The 5,079-nt window shown below is 47.8% G+C and carries 8 protein-coding genes; 4 read left to right on the forward strand and 4 right to left on the reverse strand.

Annotated elements, in window-relative coordinates:
* Both K9N57_17755 and K9N57_17760 read left to right on the forward strand, forming a co-directional pair.
* The coding region (locus K9N57_17755) for an insulinase family protein (protein MCF7806026.1) at nucleotides 1-852 on the forward strand (852 nt) is incomplete at its 5' end.
* A 104-nt stretch (nucleotides 853-956) separates the two neighbouring features.
* Complete coding sequence (locus K9N57_17760; protein MCF7806027.1) at nucleotides 957-2,315, forward strand: insulinase family protein; 1,359 nt, start codon at nucleotides 957-959, stop codon at nucleotides 2,313-2,315.
* Between the two features lie 73 nt (nucleotides 2,316-2,388).
* On the opposite strand, the gene K9N57_17765 is transcribed toward K9N57_17760, so the two are convergent.
* Nucleotides 2,389-2,955, reverse strand: a complete 567-nt coding sequence (locus tag K9N57_17765) for a M48 family metallopeptidase (protein MCF7806028.1) — start codon at nucleotides 2,953-2,955, stop codon at nucleotides 2,389-2,391.
* Between the two features lie 121 nt (nucleotides 2,956-3,076).
* Here K9N57_17765 and K9N57_17770 point away from each other — a divergent pair, with 121 nt between their 5' ends.
* Nucleotides 3,077-3,499, forward strand: coding sequence for an SRPBCC domain-containing protein (locus tag K9N57_17770; protein MCF7806029.1), 423 nt, complete (start codon nucleotides 3,077-3,079; stop codon nucleotides 3,497-3,499).
* Between the two features lie 5 nt (nucleotides 3,500-3,504).
* Complete coding sequence (locus K9N57_17775) at nucleotides 3,505-4,050, forward strand: GNAT family N-acetyltransferase (GenBank protein ID MCF7806030.1); 546 nt, start codon at nucleotides 3,505-3,507, stop codon at nucleotides 4,048-4,050.
* Nucleotides 4,051-4,066: 16 nt separating this feature from the next.
* On the opposite strand, the gene K9N57_17780 is transcribed toward K9N57_17775, so the two are convergent.
* From K9N57_17780 to K9N57_17790, 3 genes are all read right to left on the reverse strand, one after another.
* Nucleotides 4,067-4,330 carry a LamG domain-containing protein gene (locus K9N57_17780; protein ID MCF7806031.1) on the reverse strand — a complete coding sequence of 88 codons (264 nt, stop codon included), beginning with the start codon at nucleotides 4,328-4,330 and terminating at the stop codon, nucleotides 4,067-4,069.
* A complete protein-coding gene (locus K9N57_17785; protein MCF7806032.1) occupies nucleotides 4,327-4,659 on the reverse strand; it encodes a hypothetical protein in 333 nt (110 codons plus the stop codon). Before K9N57_17785 ends, K9N57_17780 begins: the two co-directional genes overlap by 4 nt.
* 1 nt (nucleotide 4,660) lies before the next feature.
* On the reverse strand, nucleotides 4,661-5,079 hold a 419-nt coding region (locus K9N57_17790; GenBank protein ID MCF7806033.1), incomplete at its 5' end, for a LamG domain-containing protein.

Here is a 5,079-nt window from a genome sequence, read left to right on the forward strand (position 1 = left end):
CTCATGTACCTGAAACTCTATGAAACCGCCTACACCATATTTCCCTATAAAATTTTGACCATTGGACTGATGGAAGATCTGTTCAAAATGAAGCTGTCAACGCTGGATGCATTTTTCCGCCGGTATTATGCTCCCAACCGTGCCACTGCCGTGGTGGTGGGTGATGTATATCCGGATGAACTGATTCCACTCATGGAAAAATATTTTGGTCAGATTCCGTCTCAACCTGATCCGCCACCCGTATCTGTTGTGGAACCACCACAGACCAAATTACGCAAGGCAACAGTAGAATTCGATTCCAACCCTGCCCTTATGATGGCCTGGCATATGGGAGACATTCAGCATCCTGATAATGCCGCTCTGAATGTACTGGCTGATGTTCTCACAGACGGGCGCACATCCCGCATATACAAAACCATTGTGGAAGAAAAGCAGCTTGCCTCCAATGTCTGGTGTTCACCAGATCCGGGGAAATATCCGGGACTTTTCGTTATGTCCGGAACGACCCAGGGTGAGCATACCAATACCGAGCTTGAAACAGCTTTGTTGGAAATTATCCGTGACATCCAGGAAAATGGGATTACTGAGAAGGAATTGGCGCGTGTGAAAAAACAGAGCCGGATGTCCTACCTGAAGGGGCTCCGTACAAATGCCGGCCTGAGTTTCCAATTGGGATATTATGCCACAGTGGGCGGCGATTGGCGCCTGGTTGAGAAATTCCCGGAAGAGATCAAAGCGGTCACCGCTGAAGATGTGCAGCGGGTTGCCAATACATACCTGAAGGACACCAATCGCACGGTCGTTTACCTGGTTCCGCCTACCGAGCAGGCCAATGCCGGGGAGGTGAAATGATGGTAAAAACAAATTTTTCACGCGGTATCATTTTGACTGTAACCCTGTTCATATTGGCGGGCTGTCAAATGCTGCCACATCATTCCGGAAACGGGGAAGATCACATGAAACGTAAAGACCCCCGTGAGATGACATTCCCACCGGTAGAAGCGACCCTTCCTGAAATCCAGGAATTCACAACCAGCAATGGCATTCAGGTCATTTTCATTGAAAATCACGAACTACCGCTGGTAGAGGTACAGGCGCAACTGGCTGGCGGTTGGGTGTACACGAATCCTGATAAAGCCGGCTTGGTGAACCTGTTCAGTGATGTCCTCCGCACCGGCGGTGCCGGAGAACGTAGCGGCGATGAAATTAACGACTATCTGGAATCACGGGCGGCCAGTATTGAAACCTGGGGTGGCCGACGGGCTACCGGAGCAGGGATGAGTTGTCTCAAGGAGGATTTCACCGGGGTATTGAATGTCATGGGTGACATTTTCGCGGCACCAAAATTCGCGCAGGAAAAGCTGGAATTGCACCGCAATCTACGCCTTGAACAGGTTCGCCGGGAGAATGACAATCCACAAGCCATAGTAAGCCGTGAATTTACTAAAGGACTCTATCCAAATTCCATTCTGGGTGTGCACGCCGATGAAGCTTCCTACAATGGCATAACCCGGGATGATCTGCTTGCTTTTTGGAAGGACTACTATCATCCCAATAATGTGATTCTTTCCGTAACCGGTGATCTCACGCGGCAGGAATTGGAATCTGCACTGAATCGGGTATTTGGCGATTGGCTACAAGCTGAACTGCAGATCCCGGACGTGCCGGACATTGAACCGGTGACAGAGTCCCGGGTGATTCTGGTAAAAAAAGAGCTTGTTCAATCCAATATCCGCGTTGGTATGCTGAGTCCATTGCAGGATACTCATCCGGACCGGTTTGCTGTTTCGGTGATGAACTATATACTGGGCGCTGGTGGATTCAAGTCCCGCCTTACGGAGAAAATTCGGTCGGATGAGGGCTTGGCCTACTCGGTCTGGAGTAATTTCAGTGCCGGTTGGCAGCTTCCCGGCGTCTTTCAGGCTGGAACCGAGACCAAGGGGGAAACGACCCACCGGGCATTGGAGCTATTGGTTCAGGAGATTACCCGCATGAATGAAGCGGGAATTACACCGGCGGAGTTTGACCGGGCCAGAGCCTCTATCATCAACCGGGATGTCTTCAAGTATGACGAGCCCAATAAAATCGCCCGTCAGTTGCTAAACCTGAAGTTTGAAGGTAAACCCCAGTCCTATCTCACTGATGCGGTGAAGGGATATCAATCATTGACCCTGGAAGAGGTAAATGCCGCTGCCAGAAAATACCTTCGACCGGAGCAGTTGTTGATCATGGTTGTGGGCAATCCCGACCTGTTCGAAAAACCAATTGATGATTTTGGCAAAGTTACGGTAATCGACCTGGAGCAGGATGCATAGACTGATGGCCATTTAAGAACAGATAATCCGACACGATTTCTAATCAGCCCCGCCAGGTAATGGTGGGGCTTTTTTATACCAGTCGATATCTGCGTAATTCTATTGCAAGCTGGCGAGCTTTATTGGCAGTCACCTTGTTCAGGGTGCTCCAGAACTTTGGTCCGTGATTTTTTACCTGTGTATGCACCAACTCATGCAGCAGGATATAATCCTGTAAATGTGTGGGTAGAGAATCGATCTTCAGGTTCAAACTGATATTATTTTCCCGGGAGCAGCTACCCCAGCGGGTGCGTTGGCGGCGGAATGTTATCCGATTATATCTGAAATGATATTTTTCTGCCAGGACCGAAATTCGATGGGACAATGTTCTGGCAGCGATCGTTATATCTTCTGGTAGCGGCACCAGAATTTTGGACGACTGGTGTGCTTCGGTAAGCATGCGCTGCTGTTGCTTTAAAATCCAATCTCGGTGTGACTCCACGAACGAAGCCGCAGCAGAAATTGGGATTCCCGCGGGGACCGCGACACGAACAAAGTCGGGTGATTTCACGGTAATATTCAATCGTTTTGCTCGTTGGCTGGCAACATAGCAAATGGTTCCCAGGCCTGGATGATTTTGGGTTTTTTCAGTTGTCACCATGGCGGCGAAATTTATCAGAATTCCCCCTGTTTTCCAGTTATCTCTCCCTGCGAATACAATTTGGTGATAGTGAAAATAATCTATTAGTTTAAAACACCATCATTTGAACAAGGGAGGGGTCATGTCTGCCATCCGCCACTTATTGACGATAAACGCGCCACCGGAACGGATTTACAAAGCGCTTACCGAGGAGGAAGGACTCCAATCCTGGTGGACAGAAAACGCTAAGGCACGGCCGGAAATTGGTTCTGTTGCTGTTTTTGACTTTGGTGCCCGATTTCATAACGAGATGAAAATTGACGAACTTGTTCCACCGGAGCGTGTGGTCTGGACCTGCATCAAGGGCGATGAGGAATGGCTTGCCACACACTTCACATTTGAAATCACCCGAATTCCCGGTGGGTCTGAACTGAGATTCGCCCATACCAATTGGAGGGAGGAGACCGATTTCTTTGCCAGCTGTAGCTATAACTGGGCCTATTACCTATCCAGCCTGAAAGAATATTGCGAGAAGGGCGAAGGGCGACCTTATGACGGAAATTAGTCTGGATGATTCGAATTGTTGTAGATGATATTTACAGTCTGCGCAGTTTCCGCTGGGAAGATAAAGCGCGTCTGGTGGCATTCGCCAACAATGAAAAGGTCGCACGAAATCTTAGGGATGGATTTCCACATCCTTATACGGATGAGACGGCAGAACAGTGGCTGGATACCGCCATTGAACATCTGTCCAATTCAGTTTTTGTGATTGCCCAGAATGATTTGCTTATCGGTGGCACCGGGTATCATCCCCGGGATGATGTCTATCGGTACAGCGCAGAAATCGGGTACTGGTTGGGTGAGCCGTATTGGGGGCAGGATATTGTGACGCGGTGTGTGGGTAAATTGGTGGGCTGGATCTTCACCAACACTGAATGTTTACGCTTATTTGCAGGTGTTTTTTCCAATAATCCCGCTTCCGTCCGGGTATTGGAAAAGAATGGTTTTCGTCTGGAGGGGCGGCTGCGTCAGGCCGTTGTTAAACAGGGAGTGGTTTTAGATGAACTCCGGCATGCGCTGTTGCGGGAGGAGTGGCTAACCCGAAAAATCAATTGATGTGCCGGATCCGGGATTAATTATCGTACAAAGCTTTTATTTCCTTTCCGGACAATACCCGTGCAAAGAGGATTAAATCATCCACCGCACCTTCAAAGTACCAGGGCGGTGCATCATAATTGGTATCTTTTTCCCCGATAATTACCGGACCATTGGTATAGGTCAGGGAAGATGCGAATCCTCTATACTTTCCCGGTACTTTCTCACAATTGATGTATAACGCCAAATCATGAACTGCCTTATAAACTGCGGCATAATGATACCACTGATTGAGAATCAGTGTATCCTAAAATCCGGTTTCAGCTTCTTAGAGTTTCCCAGATCGGTATAATCATCCTGACCATCAAAACACATGGCTCCCTCAGCCCTGCCATTCCGATCTGTTGTGGGTTCTGCTCCAAAAATTTTACCGTGATGATGATGACTGCCGACATCCAGGGCGTGTCCGTCCAGAGGGTAATAAGCAATAAGGGAATCGGAATCTATGGGCAAACTCAATTCCAGATGTTTGTTTTTGAAATTTTCCTGACCAAAACAGGGAAATACCATGATAAATAAAAGAAGATTGGTGTTATAGGTATTTTTATTTATGACGGTGAAAACGCTCACTTTAGTCAGATAATGCGGGGAAGGGTTTGTGAGTAAAATTCATCAACTTTCGGATTTCATTAGGGTTTAATACCCGATTGAAAATAAATAATTCATCAATTGCCCCTTTAAAATACCAGGGTGGGGCATCGTAATTATTGTCCTTCGTACCAATCCGGGCGGGACCATCCGAATAGGTCATGTTTGTGGCAAAGCCGTTAAATTCTCCTGCTCTTGATTTGCCATCTATCAATACCACAACTGAGTCCCAGGCAATATATACAGCTACCAAATGGTACCATTTGTTTAGTTTTATCTCATCGTCAGCCAGGAAACTTTTGCGGCCAAATTTTGTGGTCAACCCTCCATTGCCATACTCAGCTTTTGGCCTCGGAAAATCCCCGTGAGCTAAGCCTACATTAATACCATTGTAGTAATCAT

It is taken from the genome of Candidatus Neomarinimicrobiota bacterium (assembly GCA_021734025.1).
Taxonomy (GTDB): domain Bacteria; phylum Fidelibacterota; class JAANXI01; order JAANXI01; family JAANXI01; genus JAANXI01.

Excerpts from the sequence above, each read along its gene's own strand:
- K9N57_17760 (MCF7806027.1), top strand. The coding sequence starts at position 957 with ATGAAACGTAAAGACCCCCGTGAGATGACATTCCCACCGGTAGAAGCG.
- K9N57_17765 (MCF7806028.1), bottom strand. The coding sequence starts at position 2,955 with ATGGTGACAACTGAAAAAACCCAAAATCATCCAGGCCTGGGAACCATT.
- K9N57_17770 (MCF7806029.1), top strand. The coding sequence starts at position 3,077 with ATGTCTGCCATCCGCCACTTATTGACGATAAACGCGCCACCGGAACGG.
- K9N57_17775 (MCF7806030.1), top strand. The coding sequence starts at position 3,505 with ATGATTCGAATTGTTGTAGATGATATTTACAGTCTGCGCAGTTTCCGC.